Origin of the sequence: Azospirillum oryzae (assembly GCF_900177515.1) — a bacterium.
Classification (GTDB): Bacteria; Pseudomonadota; Alphaproteobacteria; order Azospirillales; family Azospirillaceae; genus Azospirillum; species Azospirillum oryzae_A.
The window spans coordinates 58599-79591 of the sequence record NZ_FXAK01000006.1 but is presented as its reverse complement, the minus strand read 5'-3'; the positions used below and the strand labels follow the sequence as shown (position 1 = coordinate 79591).

Here is a 20993-nt window from a genome sequence, read left to right as displayed (position 1 = left end):
TGATGAAAGCTTTCGATTTTGATCGCCATCTTGTTGAAAGATACGCTCGCTTCTCACGCTCTTTCAGCACCCCTCGATCACAGGACCTCGATGAGGCCATCCGAAGGCAGTATGCCGATGGCCGCTTCTGGCCGGACGCGCTCCTCTCCTTGAACCCGCGTTACGAGGCGGGCCCCACAACCAATGACTTGGTCGGAGCCGGTGTTCTCGCGCTGGAAACGGCCCAGATCTTCCGCATCGATTCTGAACCGGTTCGACTCCATGCACACCAGGGGCAGGCCATCGCAAAGGCCCGCGCTGGCCAGAGCTTCGTGGTGACCACCGGAACTGGGTCGGGCAAGTCGCTCTGTTTCTTCGTGCCCATCGTTGACGCCATTATCCGAGCACGCAAAGCTGGTCAGCCCCCCCGGACGCGGGCGATCATCGTCTATCCGATGAACGCTCTGGCCAACAGCCAGATTAAAGAGATCGACAAGTTCATTGGCCAGTCTGGCCTACCGCAGAACCTGAGGCCGGTGGTGAAGCGCTACACCGGACAGGAGTCGCAAGAGGAGCGTCAACGAATCGCGGCCAACCCGCCGGACATCCTACTCACCAATTTCATGATGGCGGAACTCCTGCTCACCAGGCAGGACAACCTCGACGTTCAGGTTATGGAGAACGCCAAGGGGCTGGAGTTTATCGTGCTCGACGAGCTCCACACCTATAGGGGCCGCCAGGGGGCTGACGTTGCCATCCTCGTCCGTCGGCTCCGGGATCGCTGTGCGCCGGACAAGCCCCCGATTTGCATCGGCACATCCGCGACCATGGCGAGCGAGGGCAGCGACGAGAGTCGAGCGGTAACCGTCGCGGAGGTGGCCTCGCGTCTGTTCGGGACGACGGTAGGCCCTGATGCGGTGGTCGATGAAGCGCTGCGCCGGGCCACCGACGACGATCTGTCACTTGAGGACGTCACTCCAGCCCTGGCGGGTGTTGTCGCGGCCGAGATCCCGGATCGTTTGCCCGACGCGGTCCTGCTCCGGCATCCTCTCGCGGTCTGGGCCGAGCTGGCCCTCGGGCTGGAGGACGGCCTTGTCCTGAGGCGCCGTAAGCCCATTCCGTTTGACGAGGCCGTGGAGAAGCTCGCCCAGGCCAGCGGCGTGGAAGCAGTTTCCTGCCGATCAGCGCTTCAGACGTTCCTCACGCAGGTCAGCCTCCGGGAGAAGGACCGCGGGGGCAGCGGGGAGCATGCCTTTCTAGCCTTCAAGCTTCACCGCTTCATTTCCGGCGCGGGGGAGATCTATACGACGCTAAAAGCGCAGCCCCGGACCGTCCTTCTCGAGGGGCAGCTGGAGGACCCTTCGGAGCCCGGCGTACGCCTCTACCCAACTCGGTTCTGTCGGCAGTGCGGGCACGAGTACCACGTGGTCACGAAGGTCGAGCAGGCGGACGGGATCGCCTTCCTTCCCCGCAACATCGACGACACGCCAATCGAGGCGGACGACCAGACCGAGGTGGCGGGGTACCTAACGCCGACGGGGGACGGTGACCCCGAGTACCGCTTCGATGGCAGCATCGAGAGCTTCCCCGAAGGATGGGTCGAGGATCGCAACGGCATCGCTAAGTTGCGGTCTAACCGAACCAAGCGCGTACCCGTTATGGTTATGGTTGCGGAGGATGGGAGGCGGAGCCTGAGCGGGAACGGTCAGCCCTTCTGGTTCATCCCAGGCAAATTCGGCTTCTGCACCTGTTGCCTTGACGAGCCGCAGAGCGCCATGCGGGAGCGCAGCAAGCTCGCGGGCCTTTCGGCGGAAGGACGGAGCTCTGCTACTACGCTTCTGGTGTCGAGCGCGCTCGAATGGCTGAACCAGTCCGGCAACGGTGTCCCCCGCGAAAAGCGCAAACTCCTCGGGTTTACCGACAACCGTCAGGACGCGGCCTTGCAGGCCGGGCATTTCAACGATTTCCTGTTCGTCAGCCTGCTCCGGGGAGGAGTCCTGCGCGCCGTTCTCGACGCTGGGGCCGATGGCCTGAGCGAGGATGAAGTCGGCTTGCGCGTGGCGCGCGCCCTCGGCTTCACGGCCTCGAACAAGGATTTCCGCGTCCACTGGATGCTTGAACCAGAGGCGGGAGTCGTCATCCGTAGCGACGCCGAACGGGCATTGGCTAAGGTGCTGGCGCACCGAGTCTGGACCGACCTCCGTCGTGGCTGGAGGTTCACCAACCCGAGCCTCTCGGTGCTAAAACTGATCGAGGTCGACTTCATCGGCCTTAAGAACGTTGCCAAGGAGCAGGAACGGCTGATGGCCATTCTGCCCGAACTTGGGGCCATGAATGCGGAAGGCCGTTGGCAGGCCCTCCGCCTTCTGCTCGAGGCAATGCTCGAAGGACTTGCGGTTGGCACGGAGGCACTTGAACTCGCCGTCCTCGACACGGTTGCGCAGAAATCCCGCTCCCTCTTGCGCACTCCGTGGGCCATCGACCAGAAGGAAACACCCCGAAGCCGGTCTACCCTGTTCCTTCAGGCTCCGGGCAAGGACGTTGTCGGCCTGCGCGAGGAGCAGATGATCCTACGTGCCGGACACAACTCGCGCATTGCTCGCCTCATCAACCGCAAGAGCATCATCGGCACCAAGCTGAGCAAGGAAGCTTACCTGACGTTCATGTCGGATCTTCTCGACTTCCTAGCGGACGAGGGCCTCGTCACGGGCGTTGAGGCCGATCGGGATGTCCGCGGCTGGCGGCTCTCGCCGTCGGCGGTGCGGATCGTTCCTGGAGAAGCCGTCCGACAGGGCGAACCTTTGGGCAACCGATATTTCCACGACCTTTACACCGGGATCGCCGCTCAGCTCACGGTGGGTGGCTGCACATTTTTTGGGTTGGAAAGCCGAGAACATACGGCTCAGGTCTCGGTGAAGCAGCGAGAATGGCGGGAGTGGCGATTCCGCTTCGAGGACAACGACCAAGCAAACATTGCCGAGTTCGCGGCGGAGCTCAAGGCGAGTGGGGAAACGAGCCAGTTCCTTCCGGCGCTCTTCTGCTCCCCGACCATGGAGCTTGGGGTCGACATCTCGGCCTTGAACGCGGTCTATCTGCGCAACGTGCCGCCCACGCCGGCGAACTACGCCCAGCGAGCGGGCCGCGCCGGCCGGTCCGGCCAAGCTGCGGTTATTGTCGCCTACTGCGCCGCCCAGTCTCCGCACGACCAGTACTTCTTCGAACGCCGCAATGACATGGTGTCCGGCATCGTCCGCCCGCCCGCCCTCGACATCACCAACAAAGACCTCGTCACCTCCCACCTGCAGGCGGTTTGGCTCGCGGAGGCCGGCCTTGCTCTGTCTCCGGACATTCCCCGACATCCTCGACCTTCAGAAGCCCGTGTATCCGCTGAAGGACGACATCCTCTCAGCAATCCGGGCGCCCGGCCTCCTTGCCAAAGCGCGGGCGCCCATGCGCCGCGTGCTCGGCCAGATCCTGGCCTCCGTTGGAGACCAGCTGCCTGTCTGGATGGGTGCCCCGGACGATTACGTAGCGGAGGTCGCCACCCAGGCGCCGGTCGCATTCGATCGCGCCTTTGACCGATGGCGCGAGCTCTACAACTCTGCCCGCTCCCAGTTGATCGAGGCCAACGCCCGCTCGCAGATCACGGGCCTTTCCGGGGCCGACCGCCAGAAGATCAAGGCGGCCCAGATCCAGGCTATGGATCAGATCGGCATCCTTGAGCAGGGCAAGGCGACCAACGGCTCCGATTTCTACTCCTATCGCTATCTCGCCACCGAGGGCTTCCTACCGGGCTATAATTTCCCGCGCCTGCCGCTCTATGCTTTCGTCCCCGGAGAGGGCAAGTCCGGCTCCTTCCTGCAACGCGCCCGCTTCCTCGCCATTTCCGAATTCGGTCCGCGTAGCCTCATCTATCACGAGGGCCGCGCATACCGGGTCATGAAGGCAAAGCTGCCGCCCGAGACCCGGACATCGGACGGTCAGGAGCTCGCCACCCAGGAAATCACGATTTGCCCGAACTGCGGGGCGGTACATACGGAGCAGAGCGACCGCTGTCACGCCTGCGACGCCCACATGGCCGAGGAACTGCCGGTCCGGCGGACGCTGCGGATCGACAACGTCGAGGCGGCGCCGGCCGAGCGTATTACCGCAAACGACGAGGAGCGCGTCCGTCAGGGGTTCGACATCCAGACCGTCTTCGCCTGGCCGAGGAAGCATGGCCGCGTCGAAGTGACCGAGGCGGAGTTCCAGACTGAAGCCGCACCGATCCTTTCCCTCCAGTATGCCAACAGCGCTGAGATCAGCCGGATCAACAAGGGGTTGAAGCGGCGCCGGGACAAGACTGTGCTCGGCTTCATGATCGATCCCCGGACTGGGTATTGGACCAAGACGGAGGATGAGGAGGCCGATGTCGATCTGCCGCCGGACGCAATCCGGCCAGTCCGGATCGTACCGATCGTCCGGGACCGCAAGAATGCGCTCTTGCTCCGCTTCCACGCCCCCGAGTCCCTCGAACCTGAGACGATCGCAACGGTCCAGCACGCTCTGATGCGCGGGATTGAGGTGGTCTTCCAGCTCGAGGAAGGCGAGGTGCTTGGCGAGCCGCTGCCCCAGCGGGACCGACGGAGGGCGATCCTCGCCTACGAGGCCACCGAGGGCGGTGCCGGGGTCCTGAGCCGTTTGGTCGAGGACCCCGAGGCTCTGAACAAGGTTGCCCGCACGGCGCTCGGGCTCATGCACTTCGATCGGGTCGACGAGGCCATTGCTGCCGGCGACCCGGGCCTTCTCGAGGATCGGGAGGACGAGGCCTGTGTCCGGGGGTGCTATCGGTGCCTGCTGTCGTACTACAACCAGCCCGACCACGAGATGATCGACCGGGCGAGCGGCGAGGTCAAGAAGCTCCTCATCGACCTCGCTCGCGGTTCCGTCGTCCTTTCGCGTCCCCCTAAGCGGGACGGTGCTGAGCAGGGCTGGGAGGACAGCTTCGCCCAAGCGGGCCTCCCGGCGCCTGACCCGACTGGGGTGGCGATGGCTGACACGACCCTGGCCTTCGCTTGGCGCAGCCACTTCGTGGCCGCGGCGACGCAGGAGATTTCCGCAGCGGCGCAGGCCACCGCTGAGTCCAAGGGATGGACGCTCTTTCGGCTTCCGGCATCGCCTGGGGCAGGGCTTCCCGCGAACATGCTCGCGCTGCTGAAGGAATAACCCGATGACCCTGTCCTTTGCTCCTGGAGACCTCGTGCGGGCACGTGGCCGGGAATGGGTTGCCCTTCCAGCACCCCGTCCCGGCGTCCTCGCCCTGCGCCCCCTGTCCGGCAGCGAGAGCGACACCGTCCTCCTAGACCCGCGGCTGGAGATCGCGCCTGTTGGCCCGGCCCGCTTTGACCTACCGGAGGAAGCCGCCCCGACGGTGCAGTCCAAAGCCGCCCTCCTCGCGGACGCCCTGCGCCTGACCCTGCGCCGCGGCGCAGGCCCTTTCCGGTCGGCGGCCCAGCTTGCCTTCGAGCCCCGGATCTATCAGCTCGTCCCGCTCCTGATGGCGCTGCGGCTCCAGACGCCACGCCTCCTGATCGCCGACGACGTCGGCATCGGCAAGACCATCGAGGCTGGACTGGTCCTGCGGGAGCTGATGGACCGCGGGGAGGTGGACGCCTTCTCCGTCCTCTGCCCGCCGCATCTGGTCGAGCAATGGACGATCGAGCTCAAGTCGCGCTTCGGGATTGACGCCGTCGCGGTGACATCCGGGACGGCAGCGCGGCTGGAACGAGGGCTGCCGCTCGCCCAGACGCTGTTCGACGCCCACCCCTACACCGTGGTCAGCCTCGACTACATCAAGGCCGAGAAGCGCCGGGATGCGTTCGCCCGCGCCTGCCCGGATTTCGTGATCGTCGACGAGGCCCATGCCTGCGTCGGCACGCACAAGGGACGGCAGCAGCGCTTCGAGCTTCTCTCCGGCCTCGCGAGGGACCCGGACCGGCGGATGGTCATGCTGACCGCGACCCCGCACTCGGGGGATGAGGAGGCGTTCGCACGCCTCCTGTCCCTGATCGATCCGGAGTTCGCCTCTCTCGATTTCGACGACCCGAAATACCGAGAGCGCCTCGCCCGCCACTTCGTTCAGCGCCGCCGGATCGACCTGACCTCGGGCGACTGGGGGGAGGACCGAGCCTTCCCGAGGCACGAGACGACGGAGGTGCCCTACCGCCTGTCGTCAGCGCATCTCCGCTTCCAGGAGGCGGTGCTCGACTACTGCTTCGGCGTGGTTGCGCAAGCCGGGTCCGGCCAGAGGGAACGACGCCTGGCCTTCTGGGGGACGCTGGCCCTCATGCGCTGCGTGGGATCGTCCCCGGCAGCGGCGCTCAGCGCCTTGCGCAACCGGCTGTTGAGCGAGCCCGACCGGATCGAACCGCAGATCTACGACGAGGACGGCGACGATGAGGACGCGGTCGATCTCGAACCCGGCGCGGCCTGGGAGGCCGACCCCGCGCTCCAGAGCCTCGTCGAGCAGGCGGAGCGGCTCGCCGGAGAGGCCGATCCCAAGCTCGACGCGCTGGTCGGCATCCTGAAGCCGCTCCTCAAGAAGGGCGCCAACCCGGTGGTGTTCTGCCGCTATCTCGCGACGGCCGAACACGTCCGCGACGGACTGCGCGCCGCCTTCCCCAAGCTCCGGATCGAGGCTGTCACTGGCGTGCTAACTCCGGACGAGCGGCGTGACCGGGTCGCGGACATGGCGCCGGACGACGACGAGGAGGACAACGTCCAGCGCATCCTGGTCGCCACCGACTGCCTTTCGGAGGGCATCAACCTTCAGCAGTTCTTCGACACCGTCGTCCACTACGACCTGTCCTGGAATCCCACCCGACACCAGCAGCGGGAAGGCCGCGTGGACCGCTTCGGGCAGCCGGCCGCGGTGGTCCACTCGATCATGATGTTCTCCCCCGACAGCGCCATCGACGGCGCGGTGCTGGAGGTGATCCTGCGTAAGGCGCAGGAGATCCGTTCGGCGACGGGCGTCACCGTGCCGCTCCCCGACGAACGGGGGCCCGTCACAGACGCCCTCATGGCCTCCATGATGCTGCGCCGGGGAGAGCGGCGGCAGTTGGTCCTCGACCTGCGGCTGGACGACGGCGCACGCCAGATGGATGCCCGCTGGCGCGACGTAGCGGAGAAAGAGAAGCGGTCCCGTGCACGCTTCGCCCAGAATGCCATGAAGCCCCAGGAGGTGGCGCCGGAGTGGGAGAAGGCGACAACCCTCCTCGGCTCCCCGCAGGCCGCGCGGGCTTTCCTGGAACGGGCCATGGCCCGGTTCGGCGTGCCACTGGAGGAGCGGCGATCCATCCTCCTGGCGCACATCCACGCCCTCGATCCGGCCCTGCGCGAGCGGTTGGGCGAGCGCGGTATGAAAGAAAGCGTGCGCCTGGCGACGGCCGAGCCCGCCCCGTCCGGCGTCAGCCTGGTGAGCCGGGCGCATCCGCTAACGGCAACGCTGGCCGAGGCCCTGCTCGAGGCCTCCCTCGACCCGAACACCCTATCCAGCCTCGGCATCGGGCGCGTCGGGGCGTGGTCGACCCCGGCGGTCGATCAGATGACACGGCTGGCCCTGCTGCGCGTTCGCTACAAGCTAACCGTCCACGCCCGGCGGGAGCGGCTGCTCCTGGCGGAGGAGGCGGCACTTGTCGCCGTCCGGAACGGGGAGATCGCCGCCACCGGGGAGGCCGCGCGCATCCTGCTTGACACGCCGGCCGCGGGCGATCCTGCCCCGGCGGCGCGGGACAGACTCATTCAGCGCGCCCAGCAGGATCTCTCCCACCTCCTCGACGGACCGATCGCCGCGTTCGTGCGGGGGCGGGCGGAAGAGCTCACCGCCGACCACGCCCGGCTGCGCACCGCCGCCGGCTCCACCTCCCGCGTAAGCGTGGAGGCAGTCCTGCCGCCCGATGTCATCGGGCTCTTCGTCCTGATGCCGAGCGAGGTTTGATCCATGGCCCGCAAGCCCGTCACCGACATGTCCGCTTGGCCCTCGCTGACCCTTGAGGGCAACTTGATCGCGCCGGCCATGGTCGCGAAGATTGACCGCCGGGAGGCGCCGGAGCAGACTGAGGAGAGCTACGGCGTCCGCAAGGGCCTGTCGATCCGTGAGGAGATCTCGACAGCCTTCCGCGTCGGCCAGTCGCACTTCGACGCCTTCGCCAGGGCGGAGTCCCCGTCCGTCGAGGCGACCCGCCGCTTCGCCCGCGACTTCCTAAAGGAAACCTTCGGCTTCGACGACCTGGCGCCGGCAGGTGGCGCGGTGTCGTTCATTGCCGGAGGCCGCGTACCGGTCGTCATAGCGCCGCCCATAGAGGCTCTGGATCGGCGCAGCCCGACCTTGTCGACCGACAAGTCCCGGTCCCCTTCCTTCGCGCTCCAGGACCATCTGAACGAACACGATGACGCGCAATGGGGGCTCGTCACCAACGGGGCTCGCCTGCGCCTGATGCGGGACAACGCGTCGTTGACCCGTCCCGCGTACATCGAGGCGGACTTGGCGCAGATCTTCACCACGGAGGATGCAGCCTCTTTCGCGGCGCTATGGCTGCTGGTCCATCGCTCCCGTTTCGGGCGCGCGGGAAGCCCAGCCACTGATTGCGCGCTGGAACGCTGGCGCGATGCAGGCGCCCGCGAAGGGGAGGCAGCACGCGACCGCCTGGCGGCCCAGGTGGAGGACGCCCTGCGCGTGCTGGGGTCCGGCTTCTTGGCGGCGAACCCCGAACTGGCAGCCCGGCTGGCGTCGGGCGAGATCCCGCTGACCGGCTGGTTCAACGAGCTTCTCCGCCTCGTCTACCGCCTGATCTTCTTGATGGTGGCGGAGGATCGCAACCTGCTGCACCCGAAGGACGCCGATGCCGACGCTCGGAGGCTCTATGCCGACGGCTACAGTCTGACGGCGCTCCGGGCGCAGTGCGTGCGCCGCGCGTCGTGGGACCGCCACCACGACCGCTACGAAGGCCTGAAGGTGGTGTTCAGCGCGCTTGCCCATGGCGAGCCGACGCTGGGGCTGCCGGCGCTCGGCGGACTGTTCGGCCCCGACCAGTTGCCGCATCTGGCTGCCGCCACCCTGCGCAACCGCGCGTTTATGGAAGCGGTGTACCGGCTGTCCTGGCTCACCGATGGGGCCGGCATGGTCCCGGTGAACTGGCGCGCCATGGAGACGGAGGAGTTGGGATCGGTCTACGAGTCCCTGCTGGAGCTTCAGCCGCAGTTGACCGAGGATGGCCGCGCGCTCGCCTTCGCCTCCGACGCGGCGGAGCTCAAGGGCAATCAGCGCAAGACCACCGGCTCCTACTATACGCCGGACAGCTTGGTGCAGGCGTTGCTGGACACCGCCCTTAACCCGGTGCTGGACCGGGCGGAGGCGGAGTCCGACGACAAGGCGGCATCGCTGCTCGCGCTCACCATCATCGACCCGGCATGCGGCTCAGGTCACTTCCTGCTGGCCGCCGCCCGGCGCATCGCCACCCGTGTGGCCCGCATCCGCGCCGAGGGCACGCCCTCCCTGGAGGATTTTCGCCACGCGCTCCGCGACGTCGCTAGCTGCTGCCTACACGGGGTGGACAGGAACCCCATGGCGGTGGAGCTGACCAAGGTGGCGCTGTGGATTGAAACGGTGGACCCCGGCCTGCCGCTGGGCTTCTTCGACGCGCAGATCCGCTGCGGCGACGCGCTGCTGGGCGTGTTCAACCTGAAGGCGCTGGAGCTGGGCATCCCGGACGCCGCCTACAAGCCGTTGTCCGGCGACGACAAGGAGACCGCCAAGCACTTCGCCAAGCGCAACAAGAGCGAGAAGTCCGGTCAGGGCAGCCTGGACTTCGCACGCGGCGGCGGCTCGCTGCCGGCGGCGCGGCAACTGGCCGATCTGGGGGCAGACCTGCGCCATCTGCCGGAAACCAACCTGGCGGAGATCGAGGCCAAGGCCGCCCGCTTCCGCGACCTGCGCCGCCACGCCGATTGGTACGGGTGGAAGATCGCCTGCGACGCCTATGTGGCGGCTTTCCTGGCGCCGAAGGTCGGCGGCGTGCCCGCCAACCGCAACACGGTGATCATCCCGACGACCGCCCACGTGTGGGAGGCCATGGCGGGGCATACCCTCTACGGCCCGCTGGTCGCCCGCGTGGACCAACTGGCCGAGGCGGCCCGCGCTTTCCACTGGCCGCTGGAGTTCCCCGACATCATGGAGCGCGGCGGCTTCGACGTGGTGGTCGGCAACCCGCCGTGGGAACGGATCAAGTTGCAGGAGCAGGAATTCTTCGCGCTGAAGGATCAAGAGATCGCGACAGCCAAGAACGCTGCTGCACGGAAAAAGCTAATTTCCGATCTCCCCGAAACAAATCCACGTCTTTGGCAGGAGTGGCAGGACGCCTTACGAACGGCGGCTACCGAAAGTCACTTCATGCGGGAGTCGGGTCGATTCCCGCTCGGCGGTGTCGGCGATGTAAATACCTACGCGGTCTTTGCCGATCTCGCATGGCGCGCCCTACATCCAAAGGGGCAAGCTGGTCTGATCATCCCGAATGGACTGGTAGTCGGGTTCACGTACAAAGAATTCCTGCGGTGCCTTCTATCTGAAAAGTCACTGATCTCGTTCTTTGGGTTTGAGAATGAGGACAAAATCTTCAAAGACGTTCATAACGAAACCAAATTCGGCCTACTCACAATAGGCGGCAAGAACGTCAAAACCGAACAGCCTTGGTTCACAGCGCACATCCGGCAACCGACCGAAATCTCGAACCCAGAGAAGCGGTACGCGTTGACTGTCGATCAGATCAGAACGATCAACCCAAACACCCTGAACCTCCCAGCCTTCCGTTGGGCGAAAGACGCCCAGGTGACTGCGGCCATCCACATGGCTGCGCCCATCTTGATCGAGAAGGACGGCGATACTATCACGCGCAATGATTGGAGCGTCAGTCTCAGGACAATGTTCCATATGGCGAATGACTCCTCAAGCTTCATTGATCATGTGGACGTGGCGCCCCTGATCAGGGAGCGCAGTGGTGCGAAAGCAATCCTAGAGGACGGGCGTGAAGTCTACCCTCTATACGAGGGTAAGATGTTTTGGCACTTCGATCACCGGTACGGGACTTACGAAGGTCAAACTGAGAAGCAGGCGAACAAAGGAGTTCTGCCGCGTGTAAGCGATGATCAGCATGGGGACCTGCAATACAGAATTCAGCCTCGCTACTGGGTAGACGCAAATTTGACCAACTCCGTTCTAGACGAAGAATCAGAGCGACGCTGGTTCTACTCGTGGCGAGATGTCGGTATTTCTGAAAGGACCTTTATCGGAACCATAATACCTAAGACTGCTACCGGGGACAAGGCGCCAATACTATTTTCTTCCCTCGAACCACGGCTTTTTGCATCTCTTGCCGGCATTCTGGGATCGATGGTAGTCGATTACGCCGTGCGGCAACGAGCCATGAACATCAAGTTCTTTGTTTTGGAGCAAGCACCGGTATTGACCCCTAAAAAAATGACGCAGGAAGTTACGTGGCTAGGCTCCAGTGCGGTCGAATGGATATTTCCGCGGGTTTTTGAGCTGTGCTACACAAGCATCGAACTTCAAGATCTTGCTGAAGACCTCGGCTGCTACCACGTACCTTTCAAATGGGACCAAACAAGGCGGACTCTTGTTCAAGCAGAAATAGATGCGGCAATGATGCACTTGTACGATTTAGATCGAACGCAAGCGGAATGGATTTTGGACTCGTTCACTGTGCTTCGAAAATACGAAGAACGTAATCATGGGGATTTCCGCACTAAGCAACTCGTACTGTCCGCATTCGACAAGATGGCCGATGCACGGCGGCAGAATACTGTCTTCACGACAACGCTCGAACCGAAGCCGGCAGATCCCAGCCTATGTCAACCTAGTAAGATAGCGGAATCGGTGCATTGAAGGGCCCCGACTACTCCTCCGAAACCTTCCGCGTTCTGAAGGGGAAGGAAACTCGCCAGTACGACGAATACCGCAAGCGCCGCCTCGTCTTCGCCGCCTGCGATCCGATGGAAGCGGACGGGACCTTCATGGCCATAGGTATCTAACGATGTCGGAACAAACAACTAATCCTCTCGATGAAGCGACAGCCAATCCGGAGGAGATCAAGCTGAATGTAGAGGCAGGCGCCGAACTGGACAAGATTAGGCTGGACGTAGAGGCAGGCAACGAGCGGACGGCCAGTGTGCGCGAACTGTTGCGCTGGTTCGGAGCGCAACGGCGTCGCGCGGGTATTGTCGAGCGGATCGAAGCTGAATTGGAGGTTGCAGGTCTGCGCACGGACCCCCACTTCACCACCACTTGGATTGATTCGCCCGTTACCTTTCGCAAACGGGAGACGGCGCAGCCTGGCTCCGAACCTGGACCCGCCGCCGCCAATCATGCGGCCGAACCGGAGAGCGCATCGAAGGCGGATGAATTTAAGGATACGGACCATCTGGTTCGCATGCTCAAGGCCGCGAACCGTGACGTGATCAGGGTCAATCCACAGGACTCGATCCGCACGGCGATCACCTTGATGCTGGCTCATGATTTCTCCCAGCTCGCGGTCATGACCAGTGAGCGGGAACTCAAAGGGGCAATCAGTTGGAAATCCATCGGCAGCCGGCTCAGCCAGGGCAAGCAGCCTCAAAAGGTGGCAGAGGTTATGGAACCGGCGTCGGAGGTTCCTGACACGGCATCATTGTTTGAAGCGACGAAAAAGATTATCGAGACGGATTATGTGTTTGTACGCTCCATGGCCGATCGGAAGATCATAGGCATTGTGACCGCCACTGATCTCAGTGAGCAGTTCCAGCGGCTTTCGGAACCCTTTCTGCTCCTCGGAAGGATCGAGAACCAGATCCGGCGGATGATCAGTCACTTCGACGTGGAGACGCTTCGGGCCGCCTGCCATGACGGCGATCCCGACCGTAAGGCCAAGGTCACGAAGGCATCGGACCTGACATTCGGGGAATATCTGAGGCTGCTTCAACGTGAGGAGAACTGGAGGAAACTACCTTTCTTCGCGTGCGGCAGCACCTTTTGCAAAGAACTGGATGAGGTGCGCGAGCTGAGGAATGACATCATGCACTTCCATCCCGACGAGCTTGAGGAGGGCGATTTCGAGCAACTCCGCCGGTTTTCCCGTCTGCTGGAACGGTTGGAGACGCTCTCGCGATAGGACCGGTCGAGCGAAATGTGGTTCCGGGCCCAAGCTTGGCGACTGGTTTGCATGTTCCAACCTTTGTGAGGATGGGTTGCTTTTCGACGATCACGCAGCCAAGCGAGCAGGAGCTGGTGGAGCAATCATCGAGGCTCCCCAAGGCTTCGTCATTGCCGAAGAATGTCGCAAGGCCGCTTGGCAGAACGGCTACCGCCGGGCTCTGGGTGAGATGGCGGGATGGGCGTGCTACGGCTCCACTACGGCGAAGGGAACCATCGCGCTGGCCGCGGCCGGCGCGAAGGGACCATGGTTCCTCGCCATCGACCACGTCGGCGTCGTAGAGGAACTGAAGCATCCGCGCGCCGGCATGCCCGGCCCGGGAGACGCGCGTTACGCCTTCGCCACGCTGGGCGCCCTCTACGAGGTCCTGCCCAAGGTCTACGCCCTGGCCGTCGCCCTGCCTGACGGCCCGCTCGAAGCATTCCAGGACGCCGTCAAGGACCTGCCCAAGACCACGGTGGCCGAGCGCCTCGTTCTCCAACGCATCGGCCAGGATATCTTTCGTGAACGGCTGATGGCCTACTGGCACAGGCGTTGTCCCCTAACCGGCATCACCGATCCATCCCTCCTCCGCGCCTCCCACATGATCCCGTGGGCGAAGTGCCTGGATGACGCCGAACGCCTGAACGTCCACAACGGCCTTCTGCTCTCGGGATTGTGGGATGCGGCTTTCGATCGTGGACTCGTAACCTTTGATGATGATGGTCATCCCGTGTTCTCTCCCGGCTTGAGCGAAGCGGCCAAGACCGAGCTACGCTGGTATCAACCTATTCCGCTGACCGACAAACACAGGATGCGACTCGCATGGCACCGGGCGCATCTGTTCGAGGCCTCTATGGGATAGAGGCCTCCAGCGTTCTGCTGTTTTGTGGATTGGTGTCCAACCACGGCCACATGGGAAGACGGGTTATATCATTGATTTTGACGGTAAAATTCCACGGCAGAGTAGCTCTGCATCGGCGTCGATGAAAAGCCACCTTTCAAGATTCCCCTTTATGGAAGCAAGGAGATAGGCAGATTCAGATGCCGGTCGAGCTTGAACGCCGATTCACACAGCGCAAGCATTGGCTGGTTGCCATAACCAAGTTTCGGTCGTTGCTGCTCGGCAATACCATGCAATCAAAGCTACGGTTCTGACAGTGTTGTACGTCTCTACAATCTTCAACTATCTCTGATGGAAGGATATCAAATGACTTTCAATCCGAAAAAAGACAAATACATTAGCCTGATTGACGAGTTGCAACAGTTATCTAATGATTTTAAATCGTCTCCAAACGACGACCTTGATGACAGGCGATCTTCGCGAGCATACGAGATTATGTGTCTGTTATCAGTGGAGCTTAGGTCGAAGAATGATGAAATTGGTAGAGGCGTGGATACTCCAAAATTTTGCTTTATCGTGGAAAATGCAACTGAATCAGACCAAGATACTGCTATCAGACTCAAAATGTTGGACCGGACTGACGGCAGTCTGGTCATCCGCGACTTGAAACATGCTCTTGACAAGATCACCCATAAACACCCTGGAGATCCTGCATTTCAGAGATGCACATACCGTCTCGATTCAAATAATCACTATCTGATATTTGTTGGAGAGCACCGCGGCAAAGTGTCAAAGCGATGGATTTGTGAGTTTGACGTTTCTGACTTTTGCAAAGCAGCTCGAGCATTCGTCGGAGCGGCATGGCCCGATCGCCCAGCTGTATCGCACCATTAGCTGAGGAAAAGGGCGGCTTGCTCTGTCGAAAGGCTCGCGGTCTGAGGGTGTGATACCCATCTGATGGGTATCATGGAAAATCATCTACTGAGCTTTGCGCGGCTAGCCCATGCTGCGGCGCGCCGTGCGCTCTTCGTCTTTCTGAGCAAGTACGCCCGCCCAGCCTATCGGCCCTCCAGCCTGTTTGCCGCTCTGCTCGTGAAGGAGCATCTCCGCCTGAACTTTTAAGACAGGCGAGAAAAAATACGGTGCCGCTCCCTCCATGCCCAAGCCGTCCGCTAATCGGGTGAAGCGGATGGTTGGAGCGGGCGAATCCGCTGTGCTAACCTCGCCGGCGCAATGGTGGCGCGGCCGAGGAGGGGAGCATGCTGCAGCGCGTGGTGCGCTGGTTGGAGACGCCGATCGCCGAGCCCCCCTTCGCCGGGCGCCGGCCGGCCGATCTGCTCGACACCCCCGAGGCCGCCGCCGTGCTGTCCCGCCTGCGCACCTGGCTCGACGCGGCGGACGGGCGCGTCAATCGCCGGAGCGGCCGCGCGTGACCACCGACACGCTCCTTCCCGTCGCGCTCGACCCGGCCCTGCCGTCGGCGGATCTGGCGGCGCTGGTCGCCGAGGCCCAGGCCTTTGTCCAGCGCGCCAAAGCCGACAAGACCCGTACCACCTATCAGACGGCGTGGCGGCGCTACGGCGCCTGGTGCGGGGCGCATGGCCTCGATCCGCTGAGCCCGGATCCGCGGCAGCTGGTGCTGTTCGTCACCGAACTGGCACGCGCCCTCAAGACCGCCTCGATCCGCACCTACCTGTCCGGGGTGGCCCACCATCTGCGCCAAGAGGCGGTGCCGGTCGACCTCCAGCACAAAGCCATCGTCGAGGTACTCGCCGGCGTCGCCCGCACCAAAGGAACGCGACCCACCAAGGTGGCGCCGCTGCTGCCGGAGCTGATGCGTCCCGTGCTCGCCGCCCTGCCGGCCAGCCCGCTCGGCGCCCGCGACGCCAGCCTGCTGCTCACCGGCCTGCACGGCGCCCTGCGCCGCTCCGAGATCGCCGTCCTCGATCTTGCTGACGTCGAGATCCAGGCGCGGGGCGTGTTGGTGACACTGCGGCGCTCGAAGACCGACCAGGCCGGCCGCGGCGCCGTGGTGCCGCTGGTGGCGGCGCAGGAGGCGGCGGTGTGCCCGCGCGCCGCCCTGCTGCGCTGGATCGAAGTCCGTGGCAACGATCCCGGTCCGCTCTATGTGCAGGCAACCCGGACCGGCGACCTGCGCGATGGTCTGCACCGGTTGTCCGACCGCGCCGTTGCCCGCATCGTGCAAAGCGCGCTGACCCGCGCCGGGCGGGATGCCACCGGTTACGCCGGCCACAGCCTGCGTCGTGGCTTGGCCACCGCCGCCGCCCGGAAGCAGCACCCGTTGGCCGCCATCATGAAGCAGACCCGCCACAAATCGGCGGACATGGCGCTGTCCTACGTCGCCGATGTCGAGCTGTGGGACAGCGTGTCCAATGGCCTGTTCGACTGATCGGTAACGTTCCGATCAGCCCTGATGCACCACGCATAGCTCGGCTTCGAGCGAGGCTTCCTTGTGCCACCAGACGAGGTTGAGAATGGTGTGGCGGCCAATGCAACGGTCTGGCGTTGTTTAGCAAACACCTGTCGCGCTGCCCTCAAGCTCGTCTACATCGAGAAGCTGTTCGGCCGGCGGTCGGCTTTGCTGCGCCGCCTACTGCGCCGCCTGCGCGCCTGGGATTTTGGCCTGCTCCACGATGCCGTTCTTGCTATCCGTCAAAACGTTGGCCAAGAACTGGAAAAACGCTCGGGGATCGTCGTTTTCCCGGTAGGTGGCGAGCACGTTTATAGGGCGCGTGCGCACGGTTGCGTCGAGCTTGGCGCCAGGATTTTCTTTGGTTTCGGCGGGAAGGGGAATCCAGCCGCTGACGGCCCCGCGCAGAAGGTTCCGATCCACCTCACTGCCGGGAGGGATGTTGCGGATGTGGATGGGCACGACGCCGAAGGCCGCGCCCGCCGCACCGCTCTTGCCGTCCCCGCCGGGCACGGCGAACGTGAGGACCAGTTCGATGTCCTTCGGCTTGTTGGTTCCGGCCTTGGCCGCGGTCTTGCGGAAGTAGAGATAGGCCGGAATCACCCGCAGCGCCGTGCGGTCGGTGGAGTATTGAATGTGCAACTCCAGGTACAGCTCTGGCGGAGCCGCCAGACCGAGGGCCGCAAGCTCCGGGGCTTTGAAGCGGCCGCTTGCGCCGGCCCCGCCGCCGGCACCGAACTCGCCGCGGGCCACGGCGACGCATTTCAGGTCAGGTTCTTTCGTCTCGCCCTTGACACGGTACAAATAGGTTCCGGTGCCGAGCGTCTCCAGCTCCGATGCCGTCGCCGTTGCTTGGCTGCGCAGATAACCAGCCAGCGCATCGACTCCCCTCCCGACTGTGCCGGGAAGCAAGGCGTTGGCCATCCCCACCATAAGATCGACGCCGAAGGTCTCGTAGCCGCTGGAATAGGGCTCAAGCCGGCATTCCGACTCGCTGCCCGCAAGCAAGCGGGTTTCGTTGCGGCGCGTAAGTGGAGTGACGGTCTCCTGCGCCGCCAAAGGTGTCACCGCGCCGTCGAACGCGGTTAACAGGATGGACACGGACGCCGCAATGGTGGCGAGCCTCATGGCTTTTCCCCTTCCTGTGTTGAATTCCCCGGACGGTCGGGATGTCCGGTCGGTTGGAACTGCGCGCGGAGCGCCGGCGGCAGCACGACGCCCAAATTGCCTTCGGGATCCCGGCCGCACGCGGGATCACTGGCTTCGGCGGAGCGGAGATGCAGGCCGACGATCAAGTAGGGCGAATTGGGCCGGTCTCCGCGCTTGCCGATGATGGGGGCACCACTCATTCCCTGCAGCGTGTTGCAGCGGTGTGGAAGGCAGCCTGGCCCCTCCACCACCGTGTTGCAGTCCGGCCGGTCGTCGTAGCGGATCCACTCGGTCCACGTCGTGCCTTCCCCTCCAGGCAGGAGGGGAAGAAAGAGGTTCGGGCCGATCACCACGATTGATAGGCGCTCGCCCGGATCCGGAGCCTGCACGACCAGCGCGGCGGCGTCCGGCATGGCGACGGCCCGCGTGTCGACCCGAAGCATCCAATGGTCTCCCGGCGCCGCAGGAGCGCTGGTGTCGGCAGGTAGGAGATGCTGGGCAGGCACGTGCCCCTGCACGGGAAACGCCATGTCGGGCGCACCGAAGAGTCGGAAGGTGAAGGCGGCCGGCTCAAAGACCCCGGCGTCGCCACCAAACAGCAGGCAATGGCGGGCCGTCGCCACCACCGAAGGCGACAGGCGGAACGCGCTGCAGCGGAACAGCTCGCTGCCGTCGGCCGGCGATTTTACGAACAAGGCACCGGCCATCACTCCAATCACTGTCTGCCCCACCGGCGAAAGCTCCGCATAAGGCCGAAAGCACGCCCGGTCGTAGTCCCGGAGCAAGTCTGCGTTCTGCAAGACCTGATCCGGCGAGAAGGACTCCGCCCGGTTGTGGCGCAGCAAGGCTGGCATGTTCTCGACCACACGCCGGCATTCATCCATGCTCCCAGTGACTTGCGCCTGCGTGGCGAGCGGCATCCCGCCCACAGCGTCGTGAGCCGGCCGATTGGACAGGAATGCCCACGAAGCTCCAATAAGCATCGCGACGACGGCGCCACTCCCCAACAGCCACCACGGCATCACGGCCTCCTACTGCCTGTCCCGGTCCAGGCGCATCCGATAAAGGGACTGGCCGTTCGCCCTCACTCCGGGGGGGTCCAGGAAGCGCGGGCGTGGAGGAGTCGGCAACGGTCCGCCGATGCTCGGTTGTTGATCGGCGCCGGGGGGTACTAGAAGAGTCGATTGCGCGGGGGCGAGCGACGGCTTCGCGGCCTGGAAGTCCACGTCCTTCAAGTCGCGCTTGACGGCGTCGACACCGGCCGAAAACAGCGGCGGCGCCGCGGCCTTCAGCGCCGCTGCACTCCCGTCCTTGGGACCGACGCTCACGACGTAGGTATCCGCCAAGGACGCCGCACCTTTCGCGGCAGGGTCTGCGGCAAGGCGCACGGCAAAGTGCTTGGCGCACAGTTCCGCCGCCTTCGCCTTCGCCTTCGCGGTCGACGGGCGCGGCGGCGTGTCAGCCCCCTGGGGCAGCGTCACAGCGTCCTCGCGGTAGATGGTGCAGTCGAAATCCGCTGCCCAGGCATCACCGACCCAAATCAGCACCATAGCAACCCCTGCGACCGACCGCGCTGGAACCGCCCAAGAAGTGATGATATCACTGCACTGCATGGTTTCCTCCCCGCCCAATTCGATAGGACGAAAAAACACTGGTTTGCCAACTGCAAGCAAATCATCACGTAAAAAAGGAGAAGCATTCCTCTTACTCTTTGTATTTATGCCCGTTTTATTGTCCTCCTCGCCACCGGTGCGTAGCACCGCTCCGGTGGATCAAAGAGCCATTTGAGGCCAACTGCGGCATGCGTCCTCTTAGGTCGGCGGAATTGACGGGGTTCAGATCGGTGGTGTAGCGGCGGCGTCCGGATTCAGCAGAAACGGAATCGATGGCGCGAAGAAATAATCACCGCCCAGCATGGTCACGAAACCGCCGAACCCGTGGGTCACCTCTGCGCCATCGACACCGTAAGCCGCTTGCCAACGATGGCTGACGGAGCCACCCTGCCCAATCAGCGGATCGATGCCCACGTTGCCCGTTACGAAGTTGTTCGCGTTGACCCAGGAGTTCTGCATGAAGGCGAACTGAGCCCTGATGCTGGCCTGGAAGCACATGAATAGCAGACCGACGCCATCCGAAGGCAGGTCGTCCAAAGCTTGGAAAGCATTGGGGTGGCGATTGCGCGACCCAAACGGGATGCCACGCCTGACGATGCGTCGTGATCGTTCAGCGTCGTCGTTGGGAGATCCAAACTGACGACGGATATCGCCCCGCGGATTGGTCTTGCGGATGTGAGCCTGCAACGGGCACCGTCGGCCAGCTGGGCGGTTCTCTGCGTTGACATCGACCCCGTAGTTGAAATCATTCTCCTTCGGCGGCGAGACCCCGTCGAACTCCGACATCACCAATGGTGTGCCGTCCCGGAAGCGTCCGACAGCCATCGCGCCGGCTCGTTCCCGATCGCGCCCCTTCAGGCCAAGCGAGTCGGCTAGGCGCTGCTCCTCGATCGTGAAGCCGCGGACGTTTTGTTCGAGCATGCGGAACACGAAAAGACTGCCGAACGCCGCCTCATCGTCGACCAGCGGATCGGACTTGAGGACAAGGCTAAGCGAGGCGAACGGATTCCAGTTGCTCAAGCCACCGCCGCCTGCCTCCTGCGTCGTCGCTGGATCGATCGATCCGTCCGCGGCCAAGCCAGTGAAATCGCTGGTTAGGAACAGCGGCTGGCTTCGACCGTCGACATAGCCGAAATGTTCGATACCCTCGCCTGCGTCCGTCCGCAGCGCCGAGCCCCGCACGACCTGGGCGACCTCACAGCCGGCCGCCTCCAGACGGTCCTTGACGTCGCGGCCCCGACGGCCCAGTTCGCCCACGTCGTCGTCGGCGAGCAAAACCAACAGGTCGACCGGGTTGCTCGGTCCGCCGAACAACCACCTCCCTGGATCCGGATCGGCCAGGTCGGATACTGCATCCTCGGCCATGCCGGAGAGAAACGTCGCCTTCAGCTTAGTTGCGACGTCATCAGGCAAGTCGGTGAACTTGGCGAGCCGCTCGGCGTCAACGCCAAGCGCTTGCAACCCGCGCGCAGTCAGCAGGAGATTACAGAACAATCGCCCTGGAAGGCCACTAGTCTTGAAATCATGACGTTCGGCTTCCTGGCGCAGAGCGGAGGTCACCATCGGCGCCAGCGTCTTCAACAGCGTCCTGGCGCTGTCGACGTCTGCCGGCAGACGCACGAACAGGTTGATGGTGTGATCCCGGCCATGGCCGTTCAGTACGTTGCCCTGCAGCTTGGAAAGCCACTCACGATGGGCGGGGAGCGCCGGATCGATCGGGATAGTATTAGTCAGAAGATCAGCGGGAACAGCCATGT

The 20993-nt window shown here is 63.8% G+C and carries 14 protein-coding genes; 10 read left to right on the top strand and 4 right to left on the bottom strand.

Annotated elements, in window-relative coordinates:
* The first annotated feature begins 149 nt into the window (after window positions 1–149).
* From B9N97_RS36245 to B9N97_RS12475, 10 genes are all read left to right on the top strand, one after another.
* Entirely contained in the window at window positions 150–3557 is a 3408-nt protein-coding gene (locus tag B9N97_RS36245) for a DEAD/DEAH box helicase (protein ID WP_244560694.1), read from the top strand.
* Window positions 3439–5184, top strand: coding sequence for a DUF1998 domain-containing protein (locus B9N97_RS36240; RefSeq protein ID WP_244560695.1), 1746 nt, complete (start codon window positions 3439–3441; stop codon window positions 5182–5184). Before B9N97_RS36245 ends, B9N97_RS36240 begins: the two co-directional genes overlap by 119 nt.
* Window positions 5185–5188: 4 nt before the next feature.
* Window positions 5189–7957, top strand: a complete 2769-nt coding sequence (locus B9N97_RS12500) for a DEAD/DEAH box helicase (RefSeq protein WP_085086890.1) — start codon at window positions 5189–5191, stop codon at window positions 7955–7957.
* Between the two features lie 3 nt (window positions 7958–7960).
* On the top strand, window positions 7961–11917 hold the full coding sequence (locus tag B9N97_RS12495) for an Eco57I restriction-modification methylase domain-containing protein (RefSeq protein WP_143266676.1): 3957 nt from the start codon (window positions 7961–7963) through the stop codon (window positions 11915–11917).
* Window positions 11914–12063, top strand: coding sequence for a hypothetical protein (locus B9N97_RS35620; protein WP_167393293.1), 150 nt, complete (start codon window positions 11914–11916; stop codon window positions 12061–12063). The genes B9N97_RS12495 and B9N97_RS35620 overlap by 4 nt, the downstream gene beginning before the upstream one ends.
* 2 nt (window positions 12064–12065) lie before the next feature.
* Complete coding sequence (locus B9N97_RS12490; protein WP_085086888.1) at window positions 12066–13178, top strand: CBS domain-containing protein; 1113 nt, start codon at window positions 12066–12068, stop codon at window positions 13176–13178.
* A gap of 76 nt (window positions 13179–13254) precedes the next feature.
* Window positions 13255–14064, top strand: coding sequence for an HNH endonuclease (locus tag B9N97_RS12485; RefSeq protein ID WP_244560693.1), 810 nt, complete (start codon window positions 13255–13257; stop codon window positions 14062–14064).
* Between the two features lie 345 nt (window positions 14065–14409).
* Window positions 14410–14937: a hypothetical protein gene (locus tag B9N97_RS34960; RefSeq protein ID WP_143266673.1), complete on the top strand. Its 528-nt coding sequence runs from the start codon at window positions 14410–14412 to the stop codon at window positions 14935–14937.
* A 365-nt stretch (window positions 14938–15302) separates the two neighbouring features.
* Complete coding sequence (locus tag B9N97_RS12480; protein ID WP_085086884.1) at window positions 15303–15476, top strand: antitoxin Xre/MbcA/ParS toxin-binding domain-containing protein; 174 nt, start codon at window positions 15303–15305, stop codon at window positions 15474–15476.
* The gene (locus B9N97_RS12475; RefSeq protein WP_085086882.1) at window positions 15473–16453 is read left to right on the top strand and encodes a tyrosine-type recombinase/integrase; all 981 of its coding nucleotides are present in this window, start codon (window positions 15473–15475) and stop codon (window positions 16451–16453) included. The genes B9N97_RS12480 and B9N97_RS12475 overlap by 4 nt, the downstream gene beginning before the upstream one ends.
* Before the next feature lie 201 nt (window positions 16454–16654).
* On the opposite strand, the gene B9N97_RS12470 is transcribed toward B9N97_RS12475, so the two are convergent.
* The 4 genes from B9N97_RS12470 to B9N97_RS12455 all read right to left on the bottom strand — a co-directional run bounded on the left by B9N97_RS12470 (window position 16655) and on the right by B9N97_RS12455 (window position 20991).
* Window positions 16655–17602 (bottom strand): hypothetical protein, encoded by a 948-nt coding sequence (locus B9N97_RS12470; RefSeq protein ID WP_085086880.1) that lies wholly within the window; start codon window positions 17600–17602, stop codon window positions 16655–16657.
* Entirely contained in the window at window positions 17599–18645 is a 1047-nt protein-coding gene (locus tag B9N97_RS12465) for a trypsin-like serine peptidase (RefSeq protein ID WP_085086878.1), read from the bottom strand. Before B9N97_RS12465 ends, B9N97_RS12470 begins: the two co-directional genes overlap by 4 nt.
* 9 nt (window positions 18646–18654) lie before the next feature.
* Window positions 18655–19173: a hypothetical protein gene (locus tag B9N97_RS12460; RefSeq protein WP_085086876.1), complete on the bottom strand. Its 519-nt coding sequence runs from the start codon at window positions 19171–19173 to the stop codon at window positions 18655–18657.
* Window positions 19174–19458: 285 nt separating this feature from the next.
* Window positions 19459–20991 (bottom strand): Dyp-type peroxidase, encoded by a 1533-nt coding sequence (locus B9N97_RS12455; protein WP_085086874.1) that lies wholly within the window; start codon window positions 20989–20991, stop codon window positions 19459–19461.
* Window positions 20992–20993: the final 2 nt, after the last annotated feature.

Bases quoted from the DNA above. Each gene is read 5' to 3' on its own strand.
- B9N97_RS12470 (WP_085086880.1), bottom strand. From the start codon at position 17,602: ATGAGGCTCGCCACCATTGCGGCGTCCGTGTCCATCCTGTTAACCGCG.
- B9N97_RS12500 (WP_085086890.1), top strand. From the start codon at position 5,189: ATGACCCTGTCCTTTGCTCCTGGAGACCTCGTGCGGGCACGTGGCCGG.
- B9N97_RS12480 (WP_085086884.1), top strand. From the start codon at position 15,303: ATGCTGCAGCGCGTGGTGCGCTGGTTGGAGACGCCGATCGCCGAGCCC.
- B9N97_RS12490 (WP_085086888.1), top strand. From the start codon at position 12,066: ATGTCGGAACAAACAACTAATCCTCTCGATGAAGCGACAGCCAATCCG.
- B9N97_RS12465 (WP_085086878.1), bottom strand. From the start codon at position 18,645: ATGCCGTGGTGGCTGTTGGGGAGTGGCGCCGTCGTCGCGATGCTTATT.
- B9N97_RS12455 (WP_085086874.1), bottom strand. From the start codon at position 20,991: ATGGCTGTTCCCGCTGATCTTCTGACTAATACTATCCCGATCGATCCG.
- B9N97_RS12460 (WP_085086876.1), bottom strand. From the start codon at position 19,173: ATGGTGCTGATTTGGGTCGGTGATGCCTGGGCAGCGGATTTCGACTGC.
- B9N97_RS12495 (WP_143266676.1), top strand. From the start codon at position 7,961: ATGGCCCGCAAGCCCGTCACCGACATGTCCGCTTGGCCCTCGCTGACC.
- B9N97_RS34960 (WP_143266673.1), top strand. From the start codon at position 14,410: ATGACTTTCAATCCGAAAAAAGACAAATACATTAGCCTGATTGACGAG.